Here is a 20,200-nt window from a genome sequence, read left to right on the forward strand (position 1 = left end):
ATGCTTATTGTTTTAATGTTATTATAGTTTTATTTTAGGCGTGATAGTTGGGCTTTGGCTTGGGTGTGGCCATTATCAGCAGCCTTGTGGAACCAGAACTTGGCCGTAGAGTTGTCGGTGCCAAGATACATCATACCTGCCATATACATCGCATCAACATGTCGGTTGTTGGCGGCCTTCAGGAAGTATTCTGTAGCTGTTTCTTTGTTGTAACCATCGTAGTTGCTGTTGCTATAGAGCATGCCTAGTTGGTAAAGTGCTTCGATGCTTCCTTGGTGGGCTGCTTGGGTGAAACAAGTCCTTGCCTTGCTGTAACTCATGGCACGCATGTGTTTCTTGCCCTGTGTCACAAGGTCGGATGCAACAGAGAGTGACATTACTTGAGTCGAGATTTCTTGCTTTGGAGCGGCTGGAGCTGGAGTAGGATTTGGAGTAGGATTTGGAGTAGGATTTGGAGTAGGATTTGGAGTAGGAGTGCTGGCGGCTAGCGCTCTGTTTTCGTATTTGCCAGCCTTTTCTGAGGCAAACTGCCAATTGCGCCAATTGCGATTTCCGCTTGATGCAATAATTGTTGGAGTCTGGCTTTTACCATTATTCTCTACTACTGCCTTGCGCTTAACCTGCTGGGTAACGTAATCGCTCAGTTCGCCAAGTGTGGTGTAACCACCCGACTGCTGAATTTTCTCTAATATATAATAGGTAAACATGCCATGCTTCTGGCTTTTATAGGGATAAGCCGTTTCATCGCCTTGGGCGGCTGAGAAAACAACGGTGTTATCACCAACAGGATCGGCTTTAACCTTAATGGCAACGCCCCTCGACGATGCCAGCATCTTGCCATCGCGGTTTGCTCCACTGAAACAGGCGTCGAGGAAAACCATGATGCTTCGTGATGGCATCTCTTCTAGTTTGGCATAGAGTTTCTTGGTGCTCATGGCGCCATCGCTTGATTGGCTGAATCCGTCGATGGGCAGCAGGTAGGCCTCTTTATCACTCTCATCTGGCATGCCGTGACCTGAATAATAGACGATAGCTCTGGCTTCGCCATCATATGCCTTCAGCATATTGCCAAGCCAATAAATGGCATAGTTCATCTCGCCCAGTGTGGCATCAGGGACGAATCGGATGTGATCATCGGGTATTCCAAGTGTCTTCTGGCAGTAGATTTTAAACACCTCTCCGTCGTTTTTGGCAAAGGGCACTATCTCTTCGTTCTTGTAGTTCTCGTTAGATACAATCACTACAAAGGTCTTGTCGTCAGTTATGCTATTGACTGCAATCTTCGTGTCGACTGTTTGTGCGTTAATACCAACAGAACACATTGTAAGTGCAAATATTAGCAAATAGTGTTTCATGTTCAAAAAGTTTTAAAGACTGTTTTAGATTCTTTGGCAAATATAGTGCTTTTATTTTAGAATAGCAAGTTTTTTTTGTTTTTTTCTGCATATCAGTTGTTTTTTTATCCCAGTATCACAGAATCACAGTTTTTTTTTGGCTGGGGGATATTTTTGCAGTAATTTCTTTGCAGGTTCAGATATTCTTCTTATTTTTGCAAAGGAATTATAAATATTGATAACCATGAAACAATTACGAATCTATATCATGCTTTGGGCCACTATGGTTGTGGTGGCATCGTGCAATCATCAGCAGCAGAGTCAGGCTGATGCTGGCACACAGCCAACTTATGTAGCCAATCATGTAGACAGCCTTGTAACCATTGGTCTCGATACGCTGAATCTCGATCAGAAAATGTTACTTATCGATAGCCTCGAAAAGGCGGGCCAGCTCTCTGGCGTAAGAGCCGATAATCTGCGTGGTATCTTATACTATGAGCTGGGTAAACCGCGTTTCGAAGAGTACTATTACAAACGCGCACTCGAACACCAGGTGAAAAACGATGAAGACCGGCATTTCCGCTACGTATCAGCAGCAGCCCTTGTCAGTGTTTATATGATGAAATCTGATTACGAAGATGCGCTCCGCTTGGGGTTGAGTATCATCGACGAGATGAAAAATACAAGTCAGGGCAGCGATATGGTGATGGCTAAGATATATAATTGTATTGGTAGCGCGCAACTCAGTCTTGGACGCCAGTCGGAGGCCGAAGCCAGTTTCGAGAAGGCTTACGATTACGGTCTGAGTCAGGCTAAAACCAAACTCGACCGCTCCACTCAAGAGGCCGTGGCTAATGATGTGTGCAACATCGCCATCTATTATCTCAACGCCCACCAATACAATGAGGCACCCTTGTGGCTGAATCGCGTAGAAGAACTTACCGACAGCTACGCCAAACTGCCTGATGCCGATCCTGATTATGTAGACGACCTCCGTGGCCGAGTTTATCTCTATCGCGCTGTGGTGCTCGAGAATGGTAAACGTCATGCTGAGGCCGCAGAGGCTTACAACAAATGCTTGAAGACAAAGTTTGGCAAGAGTCTCGACGGACTCTACGATGCTACCGATTATCTGATGCCTGCGCACCGCTATACCGAGGCTGCCGATAATTTCAAACTGCTCGATCGTATGCTGGCAGAGTGGGGTATAGTACCATCGCTCGATAATATCCAGCAGTACATGTTCCCCAAGTTCAAGGCAAATGCCGAGGCCGGCCGCAAGGATTCTGCCATAGCCATGGGCTTTAAGATTCTGGATGCACTCGATACTGCCATCGTTGCCCAGAAACGCAGCGATGCAGCTGAATTGGCCACCATTTACGATACCCAGCAGAAGGAGACAGAGATAGCCCGACAGCAGGCACAGATAGCCAATAAGGACTATGAGATATCACGCCAGCGTAACATCGGGCTGATTATTGCGATTGTGCTGTTGTTGGTGTTCTTTGCTATTTATACGATGGCACGTCGCAGAGCCGCCCAGCGCTTGGCCAATATGCGCGCAGTACAGGAGCGCATAGAGAGCGAATTGCGCATTGCGCGTGATATTCAGATGTCGATGGTGCCCCATGAGTTCCCACAGCGAGAAGGCTTAGACCTCTATGCCTCGATGACTCCAGCCCGTGAGGTTGGCGGCGATCTCTACGATTGTCTGCTACTCGATGATAGCCTCTATTTCTGTGTAGGCGATGTAAGCGGTAAGGGTGTTCCTGCCTCGCTCTTCATGGCACAGGCCACACGTCTTTTCCGTGCTCTGGCCAAGCAGCACATGATGCCCGCAACCATCGCCACGCGCCTTAATGACGAGTTGGCCGAGAACAACGAGAGCGGCATGTTTGTAACCATGTTTATAGGTATGCTCCACATGCAGACGGGCCATCTCGACTTCTGCAATGCAGGTCATAACCCACCAGCTATTGGTGGCGGACAATCACATGGTGAGTTTCTGAAGATGGAGCCCAACGCGCCAATCGGCCTGTGGCAAGGATTGCAGTACGAGGGCGAGGAAATCGCAAACATCAAGCATCGTGCGCTGTTTGTATATAGCGATGGACTTACCGAGGCCGAGGACTTGCAGCAGAACCAGTTCGGCGAAAAGCGTCTGCTCGACTTGTTGCAGAACACCCGTTTCGATAGTGCCCAGCAGGTAATAGAAACCCTTAAGGCCGAAGTTGAAGTCCACCGCAACGGTGCCGAACCCAACGACGACCTAACAATGATGTGCCTGATGGTAAAATAAAAAAGGTGTCGAGCAATCGCTCGGCACCTTATAATATCGTATCGTTGGGGATTACTCGCCCTTGATAGCTGCAACACCTGGGAGAACCTTACCCTCGATGGCCTCGAGCAGAGCACCACCACCAGTAGAGATGTAAGATACCTGATCGGCCAGACCGAACTTGTTAACACAAGCTACAGAGTCGCCACCACCAATCAGAGAGAATGCACCCTCAGCAGTTGCCTTAGCGATAGCCTCGCCGATGGCACGTGAACCAGCGGTGAATGCGTCGCACTCGAATACGCCAGCAGGACCGTTCCACAGAATGGTCTTAGCGCCCTCGATAGCCTTGCGGAAGTCCTCCTGAGAAGCAGGACCTGCGTCAACACCCTCGAAACCTGCAGGAACATTGTTTGCAGGGCAAGTGATGATCTCAGCACCCTCCTTAACGGTCATAGTACCGAAGTCGAGACCGTTAGTAGCTGTGCAGTCGCTGCCAAGAACCAGCTCTACGCCGTTCTTCTTAGCCAGCTCCTCAACACCCAGAGCTACATCCAGCTTATCGAGCTCAACGATTGAATCGCCAATCTCACCATTGTGAGCCTTAGCGAAGGTGTAAGTCATACCACCGCAGAGGATGAGCTTATCAACCTTACCCAGCAGGTTCTCGATGATACCAATCTTAGAAGATACCTTAGAACCACCCATGATGGCAACGAAAGGACGCTTGATGTTAGAGAGAACGGCGTCGACAGCCTGAACCTCCTTCTCCATCAGCAGGCCGAGCATCTTGTTGTCAGCGTCGAAGTAATCGGCGATAACAGCAGTAGAAGCGTGCTTGCGGTGAGCTGTACCGAAGGCATCCATTACGTAGCAGTCAGCGTAAGAAGCGAGAGTCTTAGCAAACTCCTTCTGGCTGGCCTTCATAGCCTTCTTAGCCTCGTCGTATGCAGGATCAGCCTTGTCGATACCTACTGGCTTACCCTCTTCCTCAGGATAGAAACGCAGGTTCTCCAGAAGCAGAGCCTCACCCATCTTCAGAGCCTTAGCAGCATCAGCAGCCTTAGCGCAATCAGGAGCGAAAGCAACGGGAACACCCAGAGCCTTCTCTACAGCCTCGCGGATCTGACCGAGTGACTTCTTAGCGTCTACCTTACCTTTGGGCTTACCCATGTGGCTCATAATGATAGTAGCACCACCATCAGCCAGAATCTTCTTCAGGGTAGGCAGGGCACCACGGATACGGGTGTCGTCTGTGATCTTACCATTCTCATCGAGGGGTACGTTGAAGTCTACACGTACGATTGCCTTCTTACCGGCAAAGTTGAATTCGTTGATAGTCATAATCTTAATATTATTAATAATGTAAAAAACTTCTGTTTAAACGCTTGCAAAGATACGATATTTTTTCAACACAGAGACTCAAAGACTCAGAGTTTTTTTTGTTTTTTATTATTTTTATTATAAATCTCTGTGTCTCTGAGCCTCTGTGTTCAAAATTTGTTATCCAAAGATTGCACGTAGCGCCTCTTCTACTTTGCGAACTGGATGCAGATTTATCTTGTATTTCTTGTGGTCGAAGCCCTGCAGATTGTACTTGGGGATAATCATGTCTGTGAATCCCAGCTTCTCGGCCTCGGCGATACGCTGCTCGATGCGATTGATGGGGCGCACTTCACCACTCAGGCCCACCTCGCCAGCCATACACCAACCTGCCTCGATAGGTGTGTCGACATTCGATGAGAGCACAGCAGCAATCACACTCAGGTCCATCGCAAGGTCAGTTACCCTGAGGCCTCCAGCGATGTTGACAAATACATCCTTCTGGGCCAACTTAAAGCCCACGCGCTTTTCGAGAACGGCTAGCAGCATGTTCAATCTGCGCTGGTCGAAACCTGTGGCCGAACGTTGTGGTGTGCCATAGGCAGCAGTAGATACAAGTGCCTGAGTTTCAACTAGGAACGGACGTATGCCCTCGATGGCCGAAGTGATGGCGATGCCAGAAAGTCCGTCGCGATCTTGCGTCAAAAGCAGCTCTGAGGGGTTGCTCACTTGGCGCAAGCCATTCTGCAACATCTCGTAGATGCCCAACTCGGCCGTAGAGCCAAAGCGGTTTTTGATGCTTCGAAGTATGCGGTACATATAATGCTGGTCGCCCTCAAACTGGATGACGGTATCCACAATATGCTCCAGAATCTTGGGGCCAGCTAGGGTGCCTTCTTTGGTGATATGACCAATCAGAATAACGGGCACGCCACTGGTCTTGGCAAATCTCAACAAGGCAGAGGCACACTCGCGTACTTGGGCAATAGAACCAGCGCTCGACTCCACATCCTCAGTAGAAATAGTCTGGATAGAGTCGATAACTATCAGTTCTGGCTGCACCTCTTTGATTTGCTCGAAAATGGCTTCGAGCGAGTTTTCTGTAAGCAGCATGAAATTGTCTGTATCGCCACCACCAAGTCGCTCTGCACGCATTTTGAGCTGGTGGGCGCTCTCCTCACCTGATACATACAGAATCTTCTTTTCAGGCATATTCAGCATGGTTTGCAGCGAGAGGGTAGACTTGCCGATACCTGGTTCGCCACCAAGCAGCACGATACTACCTGGAACCAATCCACCACCCAGCACGCGATTCAACTCAGCATCGTGCATATCGATACGTGGGTCGTCGTGGCTTGAAATCTCGTGCAGACGGAGCACTCTGCCAGCATTCAATGCTGATGATTGGGCCGTACTGCCTTTGCTCAGACCACCCCTTGTAGCTGCCACCTTAGCTGGAGAGCTAGCAGCAATCTTAATCTCCTTAAACGTGTTCCATTGCCCACAAGCAGGGCATTTTCCTACCCACTTGGGCGATTCCTGTCCGCAGTTGGTACAAACGTATGCTGTTTTATCTTTTGCCATAATTGGTGCAAAGGTACGAATAAGTGAGTAAAAAACCAAATTAATTTGAGTTTTTTCGAACGTGAGTACCTTCGAGCGAAGCTCAAAATTACAAAAAGGAAAAATAATAGCCTACGGATTATACGGATTTTACGAATTTTTAAGCATCAGGAATAAAATAATCAGTATAATCCATACAATCCGTAGGAAAAAATAACTACCTTTGCAGGCGATTATGAAGAAATTAGTTATTGGATTCGTAGCTCTTTTGATGCTCGCTGCATGCGGGCAATCGTACGAAGAAACCAAGCGCCTCACTCGTCAGCAGCGCTTGAAGCTGTGGCGTGAGGATTCGGCCGCACTCAAAATAGCCGTGATGCCCACGTTGGATTGTCTGCCTGTTTTTGTGGCCAAGGATCGACAGATGTTTGATACAGCCGTCGACATCCGCCTGAAGCGCTACAGAGCCCAGATGGACATCGATACTGCGTTAATCAGAAATCGTGTAGAAGGCGCCATCACCGACCTTGTGAGGGCCGAGAAGATGATAAAAGAGGGCACACCCCTGCGATATGCGGCTGCTACCAATGCCTATTGGCTGATGCTGAGTCAGCGACAATTGCGTATCACCAACTTCAAGCATCTCGACGATAAGATGCTGGCCATGACCCGCTATTCGGTTACCGACTTGCTGGGCGATCTGGCTGTGGATAGCGCCAAATTGGCTCCAGAGCGCGTTTTCCGCATACAGATTAACGATGTGAACATCCGCCTGAAAATGCTGGAGAACAACGAGATGGATGCCATGTTGCTGACAGAACCTCAGGCATCGCAAGCACTGATGAAGAAGCACTTTGTAATGATGGACACTCGTAAGGAGGATATACAGATGGGTGCACTCGTGTTTCGTACCAAGAACATGGGCGACAAGACGCGCCTGCACCAGATGGAGGTGTTTATGAAGGGTTACAAGCAGGCTTGCGACTCGATTAACCACTTCGGAGTGGCCCACTACAAGCAGATTCTGAAGAAGTACTATGGACTGAACGACCAAGCCATCAAGGCGCTTCCCGATTCGCTGAAGTTCACCTATCAGGCACCTAGACAAAAAGACATAGACCGTGCCAAACGCTGGCTGGAAAAGAAGAAGTAACACATGAAACAAGATAAAATACTGGAGGAAGTATTAGATTTCCTGAAAAAAAAACTATTGAATGATGCCATGCAGAGTATGGAGAATTATCTGACCATGCATCCGCACCAGATAAACTCCGACCGCCTGTTTGCCATCAAAACCGATTATCAGGTAATGCGCGACTATTGGCGTAATGGTTACAAGGACCCGCAACTGCCACATCTATACGATAAGTTGGTGCGTCGTATGTACGTGCTTTATGCCAATGTGGCTAACAACGCGCGCGTGCTGCAGTCGCCATTCCTCTCGTCGCTCTTTATGCGAGCTAATCTTAGTCCAAGAGATTGGTCGGTTCAGGTGATAAGAGAGCAGTTGGAATCATTCGTCTCGGATGTGGCCATGCTGGATCTGGAGCCGCCTCACACCTCGAAAGAACGTCGCAAGGAACTCTATCGTCAGCATCACCAGCTTATTGGCGATATATTTTCCCAAATACTGACATCTGATTTGTGGACAGAAGGTCAGGGCGAGGAGATGCAGCAGTTGTTGCTATCGCCCACCGTTGATTCTATCGACCAGCAGATCATCGTTAGCGCCACCACGCTGGCTGCGATGAACTGTTTTGATATCGTCAAGTTCCGCACCTTGATGAACGTGTATCAGCAGAGTAGCGATGAATATGTGCGCCAGCGCGCGCTTGTAGGTTGGGTGCTGAGTATCGACGACCATCTGTATGTAGAGGTTTATCCAGAGATGAAACAGCTAGTAATCAAAGCCCTTGAGAACCCCAACTGCGGAAAAGAGTTGGCCGAACTTCAGAAGCAGATATACTACTGCATGAGTGCTGAGGAAGATCATAACACGATTCAGAAGGAGATTATGCCCGACCTGATTAAGAACCAGAACAACATTGTTCGCAATGGCATGCTGGAACAAGACGAGGAAAGTGTTCTGAACGATATTCTGCACCCCGACGAGGAGGAAAAGGCTGTTGAGGCGTTCGAGAATAGTTTCCGCAGGATGGTTGACATGCAGAAACAAGGTTCGGATATCTACTTTGGCGGTTTCTCGCAGATGAAGCGATTCCCATTCTTCAACGAGATTGTCAACTGGTTTACACCTTATTTTATAGAGCATCCTAGCATAGCCACAGCATGCGAGAAGTTTGGCGATATCAAATTCCTGAAGGGCATGATGGAGTATGGCCCCTTCTGCAATAGCGATAAATACTCGTTTATGCTGGCCTTCGAGAGTGTGTTGAGTCAGATTCCTGCCAACGTTCGCGAGATGCTGGATCGTGGTGAGGCGCAGATGGTGCAGAAGGTGGCGCAAGAGGAGATCAACTCTCCGCTATACATCCGCAGAATCTACCTGCAGGATTTGTACCGTTTCTTCCGTTTGTTCCCACAGCGTGGATACTTCCGCAACTTCTTTACCTACGATGATTCTGCATGTCTGTTCTTTAATTATGAAATCTTCTTGGATTCAGTACTTCAGGAGCAGTCACATGATGTTATCACCTTCCTCATAAAGCGGCATCGTAAGGATGATGCAAGATTGGTGTTGGAGTGTTATGAGTCGAAGTACTTTGATACTTACGAAAACCAGATGCTTGCTGCATATCTGTCTGATGATTCATGGAGGCATTACAAGAGGGCGCTTGAGCTGAATCCGAATAGTGAGCGTGCCATGTGGGGATTGGCTAGGGAGTGTTTCAAAAACAAAGATTACGAAAAAGCCTTACGCTTATACGAAAAGTTGCTGGAGTTGAATCCTGATAAGAAATCGTATCAGCTCAACAAGGCGGTTTGTCTAACCAATGTGCGTCGATACGACGAGGCCGAACAGATACTGTTTCGCCTGAATTACGAGGATCCTGACAATCTGAATGTAGTTCGTGTGTTAGCATGGGCGCTTACTTGCGATGGCAAATACGAGCAAGCCGGACGTTTGTACAACCAGTTGATGGCTATAGAGGATCCATTAGAAGACGATATGCTTAACTACGGATTCTACCTGTGGTTTACGGGTAAGATAGATGAGGCGGCAAGCTGCTTTCGTTCTTGCGGTAGGAATGTCTTTAGCCAAATAGAGAACGAGAACTATCTGTTGGAAAAGAACGGCATCATCGAAGAGGAAATCAAGATGATGTTCGACTTGATTGGCGCTTAAGCTTCCATTTTTCTACAAGCCAAGTGCAACCCAAAGGTATACCTACGCCAGCAATGGTGTAGAGCAGCCAGAATGCATCTTCTTGCGAGTGTTCGTGTATCACCATGTGGCAACCTATCTGCTGCATGTCGAGTCCATAGTACCATATCTTGATGAGACTAACCACCTTGTAGGCCACAATATGGAAGATAAAGATGTTCAGCGTGTGGTCGCCCGTATACACTAGGAATCGCTTGAGCCAAGTGTCCTTCTTATCCAGCAGCATACTGATGTTGTAAGTCATCAGGAATCCCAGCAGGGCTGGTACAGGAAGCGATAGGAACTGGGTGTAGCTTGAGCGCCAGTTCATGTTGGCAGTGAGATAATACGAAAAAGCGTAGACGATGGCGCCAAACAAGATGGTGGTCCAAATGATGGCGTAGTAGCGCTTAATCAAGGCGTTGTAGCTCTCAGCATACTGACGGAAGATGAAGCCGACGCCAAAGAAGAAGCAACCCATCATATCGCGATAGCCGCCCTGTACGAGGGTGATAACCTTCAATCCCTCGTAGGTTTTCCATCCACAAAGTATCAGCATGATAACGCAGATGAGGTAGGGGATAGCCTTCTTCCATTTTTCAGTACGGATGCTGCTATCCAGCACCTTATATATAATAAGGTATAGGATGCTGGCTACAAACAACCCACGGAAGAACCAGAACGCACCACACAGAAACTGGTCGTAACCACCCATGGCGGTAAAAATGTTCCATAGGTTCTGTTGTATCTGGTGCCAGCTATAGGGGTGGGTCACGCCACCCGTCTCGTTGCCGTATGCCTCGTTCAGTATACCAATCCTGAACATCAGATTGTGTAGCGCCAGGAAGATGACGCTCCACTTCACGAATGGCACATAAAGCCCTTTTACACGCTTCTTCACAAAAGTAGCCTCGTCGTGTAGATACTTCAGCGAGAAGAAGTAACCAGCCGTGATAAAGAACAAAGGCATGTGAAACTCGAAGATGAATTTGCACAACCATCCTGGAGCTTCTGCATGGGCTATCACCATCAGGATGATGGCTATGCCCTTACTGATTGATATCACGGTGTTTCTGTTCATGGGCTCTATTTATAAGAAAGGTGAAAGCAAATGGGCAAACCATCCGCGGAACTTCTGCCAACCAGTACGGAAGTTGTCCCACTCCTCCTTGGTTAACTTCACGCTCTTTTGGGTGTCGCTCATAAACATATCATTCAGTTGCTTGGTTATTTTCTTATTGACGATGAGGGCGTTCACCTCGTAGTCGAATCGCAGACTGCGTGCATCCAGGTTGGTGCTACCCACGGTGCAGAACTTGTCGTCTACCATCATAATCTTCGAATGGTGGAATCCTGGTTGATACAACCAGATGTTAGCCCCCTTCTTCATCAGCTTGTGCACATTATAATATACGGCATCAGGTGTGAGCGGAATATCGCTCTTGGCTGATACCAGAATGTCTACCTTTACGCCACGCTTGATGGCGCGATGTATGGCCTTCTTGACGGATGGCGTCAGGGTGAAGTAGGGGTTGATAATTTTGATGGAATCCTGCGCATTGTCGAGGGCCGAGATGTAGAACTGGCGCATAATCTTGTTGGTCTTGTTGGGTTCGCGATTAGCTATGCCCACCATCATGTCGCCTTTCTCTTTGCCTCTGTAGTATTTCTCGTTATTCAGCTGTTCTTTGGTTGTTTTCTGCCAGATGCGGGCGAAGATGTCTTGAAGCTCATTCACCACAGGACCTTCGATTCTGCAATGCATATCGCGCCATTCGCCCACCTGTTCTGTGCCCACGATGTAGTAGTCGGCCACATTCATACCGCCTGTATAGGCTATGTGCCCATCAATCACCACAATCTTACGATGGTCGCGTGGCCAGATGTGATTTACCCATGGAAAACGCACTGGGTCGAACTCATGGATGTCGATGCTATCCTCGCGCAGACTTTTGATGTGATGCTTCTTGAGGGGTTGGTTGTTCGAGTCGTTGCCAAAACCATCGAACAAGGCGCGCACCTCCACGCCCTCTTTTCGCTTCTCGCGCAGAATGTCGAATAGCAGCGATGCGATTGAGTCGTTGCGGAAGTTGAAGTATTCCAGGTGCACACTGCTCTTGGCATTGCGTATGTCATCGAACATCATGTCGAACTTCTGCTTGCCCGACATAATCAGCTTCACGTCATTATGCTGGTAGAAGTGTATGCCCACGTCACGTATCCCGCTCACTATCAGCGAGTCGCTTGTCTGGGCTTGTGCTATTAGAGAAATCAGCAGGAATAGCATGGTGACTATTCCTGACTGATGATGCTTTCTTATGATCATTTACGATGTTGCAATCTGTATTCGAGTGGCGTCATGCCGAATTTCTCCTTGAAGATGTTGATGAAGTTCTCGGCTGTCATAAATCCTATGTTCGATGCCAACTCACTCATGTTAATATTAGTACGTTTCAACAGGATGCATGCGTGTTTCAGTCGCATGTCTCTTACCAGCTCGGCTGGCGTCTTGTTGGTCAGGCTACGCACGCGGTGGAAGAATGGAACACGACCCATACCCATGGCGTTGGCCATCTCCTCCAGACTGATCTGTCCGCGGCTCATGTTCTGCAGTACGTATTGCTCAATGTTCTTCAGCAGCTGCCGATCCATAGCGTCGACCATCGAGAAGTCGTTGCCTCCGCCTTCCTCGTCATCATCCGATGCCTTGATGCCCTCAGGCAGATTGTTGGTCATGGTCTGACTGCGTGGGTTCTTAACCACGGCTGTATCAACCTTGCTCATTGGGTCGTCGGCACCAATCTCAGCCAGAGCGGTAGTGTCTATCTCGCCAGCATCCATGGTCTCCGAGGCAGTGGTCATGCTGCTGGTGTGTCCCTCCAGTCGTCGAGTCTCTGCACCCTCAATCAGGTCGTTGTCCATCTGTATAGCTCCAAGACCCAGCACCTTGTTGAATCGCATGGTGGCCTCCTGCATATTGAATGGCTTAGCCAGATAGTCATCAGCACTCAGCGTGATGTTCTTCGAGCGCATATCCTGTGGCGTAAGCACGGTATCAGTCATCAGTATGAACTTCATGTTCTGTGTCACGTAGTTGGTCTTCAACTGGTTACACAGGTCACTACCCGTCATACCAAACATCTCCTGTTTGCAGACAACCAGGTCGCACTTCATCTGCTCAAGGTCTTCTGCAGCCTTCTCGATGTCGTTATATACGTGGAAGTTGTATACATACTTCAGTCGTGCTGCAGCAAACTCCAGGAACTCCTCGTTGTCGTCGATCATGATAACGGTGAATCGTGCAGTAGGCGAGTCGATAGCCGCACGCGAGTGTGTGGTCTCTGTGGTCAGTACTTCGCTTGCTATCTCTGGCAACTCGATTTCGCCCTTGTTGTTCATCTGCAGGCGATCCTGAACATTGTTCTTGGCTCTCTCCTCTGGATGCTCCAGATTCATCTGCATATCAGCCACGCGGGTAATAATTTGCAGCATCTGCGAGTGGAGGGCATTCAGCTGTTCCTTCTCTTCGAGCGTTTTCTCTTTCTCCGAGAGGTTGCCTATGATAGATGTCATACGGGCCATTGGCTGTCGCAAGTCATCACTTGCAGCCTTAATCTCTTCGCGTTGCAGTCTCAGTTCCCTGATCACAGCTTCTTTTCTGTGCTTGATGGCCTTGAGCTGTTTGATTCCAATACGCCAGAAGTAGATGATTACAAAGAATACAATGATATAGGCTGTTATCATCCACCACGACAACAGGAAGTGGCGCTCTACTTTTATCTCTAACACGCGCTCCTGGTTACTTACTGCTCCTTCAGCATTGATGGCTTTTACGTGGAGAATATAGCTTCCTGCCTTCAGGTTGTTGAATGTCACACCGTGGGTCAGTGCGTCGCCATTGCGCCAATCCTCATCGCGACCCTCCATCCAGTACATAAACTGCAAGCGCTCGCTCTGGTTATAGTTTCCAGCAGCAAACTTGATGGTAAATGTATTCTGGTTATGACTTAGCTCTATCTTGCTTGTCTCGTTCAGCGACTGATTCAGTATCACCTTGCCATGATACTCATGTCCTGCCAATACCTCTTCTTCGCCAATAAACAGCTGGGTAAGCATCACGCGTGGCAACTCTTCCTTCTCAGCGCCAGCTCTATGCAGCACCCAGTTTACACCATACAGTCCGCCCAGCAATACCTCGCCATCCTGCTTGGTTAGTATGGCACCAGTGTTGAACTCGTTGCTCTGCAGTCCGTCAGCGGTGGTGTAGTTGTACAGTCCGTAGTTGTTCACGCCTTCCTCATGGTTGCGCTGTATCACAATACGGCTCACACCGCGACTGGTTGTTACCCATATGCAGTGGTTCTTATCCTCGGCTATACCACAGATGTTGTTGTTACACAATCCCTGTTTTTCTGTCAGGTAGTCAAGCTCGTCGGTCTCCAGATTCAGTATGTTCAGTCCTTCGCGCGTTCCTACCCATATCAGTCCGCGTGAATCCTCGAATATCTGTGTGATGTAGTTGTTGGTAAAGCTCTTCAGATTCGATTTGTTACCAGTCATCACCTTCTTCTCTGTGGTCGATAGGTTCAGAATGATCAATCCTTCGCTGGTACCAATCAGCAGATTGTTTTCTGTAGCATCCTGCTTGTAGAACAGACAGGTGATGCTGTTGGTGCTCAGTTTGCCGTTCTCGCGGGTATATGATGAGAACGAGTTCATGCGTGGGTTGTAAACCTGTAGTCCGCCATTGGTTGCTATCCACAGGTTACCTATCTTATCAGAAGTGAGGTCGTTAATGTGGTCGTCGATGATGGTGCGCACGCTGTCTTTGGCCACCGAGTAGATGGTCGATACACCATCCTTGATACGTGTCAGTCCGTTACGCTTTGAACCAATCCAGATGCTACCATCAGGCGTGTTACTCATGCACGAAACCTTCAGACTGGCCAATGGGCCGTTGTAGCCTATCACGCCCTTGTCGCTGGTACCATACCAGATGGAGCCGTCAGCATGCTGGGCCATCGCTGTTACATCGCCCATCAAGTCTGATCCGAATCTATAGATGTACTTACCTGTATAGGCCACACCCGATTTCTCGGTTCCCACCCACAGCAGTCCTGTGTCATCCATATATACACTCTGGATGCTCACGTTGTCTGTAATCAGCTGTTTCTCGTTGATGTTTCGTGGCTGAACCGATTCTATTTCGTGGGTCTTGGGATCCATGCACATCAGTCCCAACTGGTCGGAACCAATCCAGATGCTTCCTGCATTACCAGCCATGCCGTTGATATTACGGTCGACACCCAGACCTGTTACGCCCAGTTTTTGGCTGATGGTGTAATCCCAAGCACCTTTCTGCTTGTCATACATCACCAGTGTGCCCTGTCCGTAAAGCCAGATGTTATCGTATTCGTCAGCGTATGCTCGTAGCGATTTTGTCTTATGGTCTCTTAGTGCGGGTATACCTTCTACCACCCATAGGGTGTTCTGCTGGTGCATCACGTCGCAGCAGGCTATCTTTCCGTCGTCGTAAACTATCAGTGCGCCCTCCTTACACTCGCTGATAGAGCAAACCACACCTTGTGGCACACCACGTGTGTCGTCAGTATATCCGAATTCATAGAGCAGCTGTTGCTGCTGGTTGTAGCAAACCACACCTTTATTAGGAATGGCTCCCCACAGGTTCTTGTGCTTGTCTACATACACTACCGATGGTATAGTTTCGATACCCCATCGCGCGAAGGCTTGCTTCATGTCGCGCTCAAAGCTCTCAGTCTGTGGGTGATAGATGCAGTAGCCCGATGCTGTCTCAATGAGCAGATTGCCATCAAGTGTTTCTTGTATGGAGTTGATATAACTATCGCTCAGCGAACTACCGTTTTGCGAGTCGCTCTGGAAATTGCGGAAGGTGTAGCCGTCAAATCGGTACAGTCCTGCAGGTGTACCAAACCACATGTATCCGCGTGAGTCTTTCAGTATACAGTTTACCTGGCTGGATGTCAGTCCGTCGCGGGCTTCCAGCGTCTTAAACAGATAGTCGGCCACCACTACTACAGGTAGTGCCAGCATCAAAACGATTAATAGTTTTTTTATCTTACTCATCATATCATACAAGAATAATGGTCAACTACTCCTAACAAATGTTTATTGTCATCAGTAACCAGTACCGAGTGCACTTTATATTTGTTCATGATTCGTTGAATTTCTGTAATCTTTGTTTCAGGTTTCACCATCTTTGGTGTTCGTGTCATAATGTCGCTCACGGTGCGGTCGAAGAATTCGGCCTGCCATTTCTCCATAGCGCGACGTATGTCGCCATCGGTGATAAGACCTACTATTTCGTTGTTCACCATGGCGATACCAAGTCCCAGCTTGGCTTTGCTCACCAGTATGATAGCCTCTCCCAGATGCATCTCTGGTGGCAGTACTGGCATATCCTCTGTTCGCATCACGTCCTGAGCGGTTGTCAGCAGGCGTTTTCCAAGTTCTCCGCCTGGGTGGAACTGGGCAAAGTCGCGTGGCTGGAAGTTTCTACGCTCCATCAGTGCTATAGCCAGCGCGTCGCCTAGTACCAAGGTGGCGGTGGTAGAGCTTGTGGGGGCCAGATTCAGCGGACAGGCTTCTTTCTCAACGGCTATGTTCAGGTGGCATGTTGAGTATTTGGCCAACAGCGATTTCGGATTGCCGCTCATGCCTATGATGGGTATCTGCATGTGTAGCACCATGGGTATGAATCGCAGCAGTTCGTCTGTCTGTCCTGAATTCGATATTGCCAGCACCACGTCGTCGCTGGTCATCACGCCCAGATCGCCGTGGAACACGTCCAGAGGATTAGTAAAGAACGATGGGGTTCCTGTGCTCGAGAGTGTGGCGGCTATTTTAGCGCCTATGTGGCCGCTCTTGCCCACACCTGTTACAATTACCTTTCCTTTGCAGTTCAGTATCAGTTCTACGGCCTTGTCAAAGCTTTCGTCCAACTGGGGTATCAGTCCCAGCACTGCCTCTGCCTCGTCCTTTATAGCTTGTATCGCAATTTCTCTAACGTTCATAATTATATTAGTTTGTTTACTAGCTCCTGGAGTTTATCCAACTCCAGCATGTTGGCGGCGTCGCTGAGGCCATTGTCGGGGTCGGGGTGTACCTCGAAGAAGTAACCTGTGGCTCCGAAGGCCTTGGCGGCCAGTGCCATCTGTGGCACAAAGCGGCGATCGCCACCCGTTTTCCCGTTGCTGCCACCAGGACGCTGCACACTGTGCGTACAGTCCATGATCACCGTTGGCACTATCTCCAGCATGTCGGGTATGTTACGGAAGTCGACTACCAAGTTGTTGTAGCCCATCATGTTGCCTCGCTCTGTGAGCCAAACCTCCTTGGCGCCAGCGTCCTTGGCCTTGCCCACGGGGTAAACCATGTCCTTACCGCTAAGGAACTGGGCTTTCTTGATGTTCACCACAGCACCAGTCTTGGCGGCGGCTACTATCAGGTCAGTCTGGCGGCACAGAAATGCTGGTATCTGTATCACGTCGCATACTTCGCCTACAGGCTTGGCTTGCCAACTCTCGTGTATGTCGGTCAGTATACGCAGTCCGTACTTCTGTTTCACATCGCTCAGCATCTGTAGTCCGCGGTCAATACCTGGGCCACGGAATGATGTAATCGACGTGCGGTTAGCCTTGTCGAACGAAGCTTTGAAGATGATGTCGGTACCCAGTTGCTTGTTGATTTCCAGCAACTTCTGCGCTACGGTGTCGAGTAGTTCGGCACTCTCAATGACGCATGGTCCTGCTATGATGGTTGTCTTGTTGCTCATATTATCGGTGCAAAAATACGTATTTTATTCAAATCAGCCAAATATTTTTTTTTAAAATATTGTATTTACCTACGGATTTAACGGATTTTTTTTGATGCAGATTTAATTAATCCGTATAATCCGTATAATCCGTAGGCTTTATATTTATGAAATCATATGAATATCGCGCTGTGGGAATGGGATGCTGATGTTGTGCTCATTGAGGGTGTCGTAGATGCACTTCAGCATATCGCTGATTACCACTGCGCGCTTAGGTGCATCAACCCATACCACCAACTTGAAGTTCACGCTCGAGTCGGCCATCTCTGTCACGATGCACTTAGCCTGTTTCTCTGGGTCCAGATATTGGTGACGCATGCGGTTTACCGCCTCTTCCACCATGTTGGCCACCTCCTTCAGGTTCGAACCGTAAGCCACACCGAATGGCACCGAGGCCATCACGTAGCCGTGGTTGCGTGTCAGGTTCTTATAGTTCTTGGTGAACAGCTGTGCATTCTGGAATCCGATGACCTCGCCCTGCATCGACTCGATGATGGTCGATGTGTAGCTGATGGATACCACCTTACCCATGGTTCCGTCTACGTCAATCCAGTCGCCCACCTTGATTCGTCCTGCCATCAGCGATGCACCGTAGTAGATATTCTCGATGATATCCTTCGATGCAAAACCGATACCTGTCGACAAGCCTCCTGAGATGGCGAGCAACCAAGCCAGACTGATGTGGAATAGCGATAGCGAGAACATGAGCCATGCGCCCCATACCAGCACCTGTATCACGTTGCGCCCCATCACCTCCTTGCTGGCCGCTGTCGATGGGTCGCTAATCTCGTAGTGCATACGCAGGAATGCCAGCGTGGTCTTCGAGATATAGCGGAACAGGAACCAGGCATTGATCACCATCGTGAGTTTGATGATAGACACTTGCAGATTCTCCATATTGATGATGGGATACATGAATATCCTGATACACATGTCGGTGAGGTTGAACACCTTGGCAGCCCAATAGATACTCAGCATCACGGAGTGTACGCCCAAGATGGGTATCACGGTCTTTTCTACCAGATAGTAAGCCCACGTCTTGGTGATAGGCTTCTGCATCAGGCGCTTACGCTTAGCGTAAATCTCCAGATAGCGACTCAGACAGTTGATAGTCAGGATACACGTCAGCTGCATAATCCACCAGATGATGAGCTGTACTGCAAACAGTGTGTAGCCTATAAACGAGCATACCACCGAGCTCACAAATACGATGAGCGATATATAGGTGTAGAAGATGTCGCTTCGCGGAATGTTCTGGTTGTGGCGGCGTATCACTATCCATTGCCATATCGTGCATGCCAGCAGTATGGGGGGAAGTATCAGGTTGACCAACTCGTTGGGAATCAGAATGATACGGCATCCGATGACCACAAATCCCACGGCTATTAAGGGGGCATAGATGCGGAAGGCGCTCTTAATCTGTTCGCCCTTTACACGTAGCAGTAGCGATATCAGGATAACGCCCAGCAGCCATGAGTACTCCACCAGCAGACTTGATGCCATGATCAGGAAGTTCTGACTCGACTGGCTGATTACCAATCCCTGTATGATGGCAAAGGTAAACGTGGTGGTGGCCATGATGATGCACGAGCGCTTCTTCTTGAATTCCTCCGTTTTAAACTTGTTGGGTAGTGCAAACTTAAAGAACAGTAAGTTCAGTATGATGGCTACAATCACGTAGAACAGGATGCCTAGGAACATTCCGAATATCCACTCAGCGCTCCACTGCGAGTTGGCATTGGCGTTAAAGCTGTACTTCTTCCTTAGGTTGTCGCCCATCTGTTGCCAGCGCCTACTCAGGTTCTGGATCAGAGTGGGGTAGCTGTCGCCACCGTTTATAAAGATGTTCTGCTGTATCTCGTTGTAGCGCTTGTTGGCATATTCGTTCAGCTCTTTCAGTCGGTTCTCGGCCTTGGTATATAGGTAGATGTTGCGGCGCAGCGTGCTGGCGTTGTCTTCCAGCTTTTCGCGTATGCTCTTCGCTATCACCAGGCATGAGTCGCGGTTCTGCGCGCCATATTTAGTCATAATGCGCGTGGGTATTCCCTGCAGATGGTTTATCAAGCTGTCGTATCTTACTATCTCGCCCTCTGTCTTCTCCAGAAAACTGGTAAACGGTAGCTGGTTGCGATGGAAGTCGTGATACTGCTTGGTGGCCTCGTGGCAGGCGTAGGTCAGATCGAACACGTTGTCCTGCTGCTGTGAGTACAGCATCAGTGCGTTCTGGTCGGCACGCTTCATGGTGCTCATCAGCTGTTGTATCAGTCGCTTGGTGCGATCTTTACGTGCAGTCGATCGCCTTGTCAGTTCGCTGTTGTATTGTTTCAGTTCTGTACGCAGTATTCCCAGCGTCTGCTCCAGGTCTTTCTCTTTCAGTACCGCTCCGGCTTCTACGATTATGGCCAGTGCAAAGACGCAGAATAATAGTAATCTCTTCATATCTTTTTAGTCTGATGTTTCTTTTTCCAATGTGCAAAATTAGTTTTTTTTTTTCTATTTTCTGCATTTTCTTACCATAACTTTTG

At 48.8% G+C, this 20,200-nt stretch carries 12 protein-coding genes; 3 read left to right on the forward strand and 9 right to left on the reverse strand.

Annotated features, from left to right (window positions below; all coding sequences use genetic code 11):
- Positions 1–29: 29 nt before the first annotated feature.
- On the reverse strand, positions 30–1,355 hold the full coding sequence (locus tag BUB86_RS09960; RefSeq protein ID WP_081373196.1) for a caspase family protein: 1,326 nt from the start codon (positions 1,353–1,355) through the stop codon (positions 30–32).
- 223 nt (positions 1,356–1,578) lie between these two features.
- Between BUB86_RS09960 and BUB86_RS17025 the strand changes: the two genes are divergently transcribed.
- The gene (locus BUB86_RS17025) at positions 1,579–3,633 is read left to right on the forward strand and encodes a PP2C family protein-serine/threonine phosphatase (protein ID WP_254795146.1); all 2,055 of its coding nucleotides are present in this window, start codon (positions 1,579–1,581) and stop codon (positions 3,631–3,633) included.
- A gap of 51 nt (positions 3,634–3,684) precedes the next feature.
- On the opposite strand, the gene BUB86_RS09970 is transcribed toward BUB86_RS17025, so the two are convergent.
- Positions 3,685–4,956 (reverse strand): phosphoglycerate kinase, encoded by a 1,272-nt coding sequence (locus BUB86_RS09970; RefSeq protein WP_073208982.1) that lies wholly within the window; start codon positions 4,954–4,956, stop codon positions 3,685–3,687.
- A 159-nt stretch (positions 4,957–5,115) separates the two neighbouring features.
- Positions 5,116–6,519, reverse strand: coding sequence for a DNA repair protein RadA (radA, locus tag BUB86_RS09975; RefSeq protein ID WP_073208984.1), 1,404 nt, complete (start codon positions 6,517–6,519; stop codon positions 5,116–5,118).
- Between the two features lie 214 nt (positions 6,520–6,733).
- Between radA and BUB86_RS09980 the strand changes: the two genes are divergently transcribed.
- Both BUB86_RS09980 and BUB86_RS09985 read left to right on the forward strand, forming a co-directional pair.
- Positions 6,734–7,651, forward strand: a complete 918-nt coding sequence (locus tag BUB86_RS09980) for an ABC transporter substrate-binding protein (protein WP_073208986.1) — start codon at positions 6,734–6,736, stop codon at positions 7,649–7,651.
- Between the two features lie 3 nt (positions 7,652–7,654).
- Positions 7,655–9,805: a tetratricopeptide repeat protein gene (locus tag BUB86_RS09985; RefSeq protein ID WP_073208988.1), complete on the forward strand. Its 2,151-nt coding sequence runs from the start codon at positions 7,655–7,657 to the stop codon at positions 9,803–9,805.
- Here the strand turns inward: BUB86_RS09985 and BUB86_RS09990 are convergent.
- From BUB86_RS09990 to BUB86_RS10015, 6 genes are all read right to left on the reverse strand, one after another.
- The gene (locus BUB86_RS09990; protein ID WP_073208990.1) at positions 9,774–10,904 is read right to left on the reverse strand and encodes an acyltransferase family protein; all 1,131 of its coding nucleotides are present in this window, start codon (positions 10,902–10,904) and stop codon (positions 9,774–9,776) included. The genes BUB86_RS09985 and BUB86_RS09990 overlap by 32 nt on opposite strands.
- 9 nt (positions 10,905–10,913) lie before the next feature.
- Positions 10,914–12,149, reverse strand: a complete 1,236-nt coding sequence (gene cls, locus BUB86_RS09995; RefSeq protein WP_073208992.1) for a cardiolipin synthase — start codon at positions 12,147–12,149, stop codon at positions 10,914–10,916.
- The gene (locus BUB86_RS10000; protein ID WP_217653239.1) at positions 12,146–15,928 is read right to left on the reverse strand and encodes a two-component regulator propeller domain-containing protein; all 3,783 of its coding nucleotides are present in this window, start codon (positions 15,926–15,928) and stop codon (positions 12,146–12,148) included. Before BUB86_RS10000 ends, cls begins: the two co-directional genes overlap by 4 nt.
- Positions 15,928–16,875 carry an SIS domain-containing protein gene (locus BUB86_RS10005; protein ID WP_175549475.1) on the reverse strand — a complete coding sequence of 316 codons (948 nt, stop codon included), beginning with the start codon at positions 16,873–16,875 and terminating at the stop codon, positions 15,928–15,930. Before BUB86_RS10005 ends, BUB86_RS10000 begins: the two co-directional genes overlap by 1 nt.
- A 2-nt stretch (positions 16,876–16,877) precedes the next feature.
- Complete coding sequence (kdsA, locus tag BUB86_RS10010) at positions 16,878–17,636, reverse strand: 3-deoxy-8-phosphooctulonate synthase (protein WP_073208998.1); 759 nt, start codon at positions 17,634–17,636, stop codon at positions 16,878–16,880.
- Between the two features lie 144 nt (positions 17,637–17,780).
- The gene (locus BUB86_RS10015; RefSeq protein ID WP_073209000.1) at positions 17,781–20,114 is read right to left on the reverse strand and encodes a mechanosensitive ion channel family protein; all 2,334 of its coding nucleotides are present in this window, start codon (positions 20,112–20,114) and stop codon (positions 17,781–17,783) included.
- Positions 20,115–20,200 lie beyond the last annotated feature (86 nt).

The sequence above is a fragment of the Xylanibacter ruminicola genome (genome assembly GCF_900142525.1).
GTDB lineage: Bacteria > Bacteroidota > Bacteroidia > Bacteroidales > Bacteroidaceae > Prevotella > Prevotella ruminicola_A.